A 557-nucleotide genomic window follows, 5' to 3' on the forward strand; every position below is an offset into this window, starting at 1 on the left:
CTGGCCGCCCGACATCTGGTACGGATACTTGTTCAGGTCGATCTTCACGTCGAAGCTTTCCACCAGCCGGTCGATGCGGGCTTCCTTCTCGCCTTTCGACAGGTCGAGGTATTTCATCGGGTAGCGGATATTGTCGATCGCGCGCATCCACGGGAACACCGCCTCGCGGTAATTCTGGAACACGTAGCCGATGCGGGTGTCGTGCACGTCCTTGCCGTCGAACAGGATCTGGCCTTTGTCGTACGGCAGGATGCCGGCGATCATGTTGATCAGCGTGCTCTTGCCGCAGCCATTGGGGCCGAAGATGGAAATGATCTTGCCTTTCGGGATGTCGAGGTCGAAGCCGTCATACAGCGTGTGGGCGCCGAAGGTCTTGTGCAGGCCGCGTATCGTGATGTGGGTGCCCGGCGCATACCAGCGATGGCCGAGGTCCATGCCGGCGATCTCGCCGGCGCCGGGCGGACGCGCCGCCAACGGTGCTTCCATGTGCTTGAGCGCCTGCATCACATCCCCCTGATCATGGCGCCGGTATCAACCGCGCCCTTGACCACGCCCAG

At 62.1% G+C, this 557-nt stretch carries 1 protein-coding gene; it reads right to left on the reverse strand.

Annotated elements, in window-relative coordinates:
- A partial coding sequence (locus tag JK635_RS27765) for an ATP-binding cassette domain-containing protein (RefSeq protein ID WP_202651163.1) occupies positions 1-504 on the reverse strand: 504 nt, incomplete at its 3' end.
- Between the last annotated feature and the right edge of the window lie 53 nt (positions 505-557).

It is taken from the genome of Neobacillus paridis, assembly GCF_016765675.1.
GTDB classification, from domain to species: domain Bacteria; phylum Bacillota; class Bacilli; order Bacillales; family Cytobacillaceae; genus Neobacillus; species Neobacillus paridis.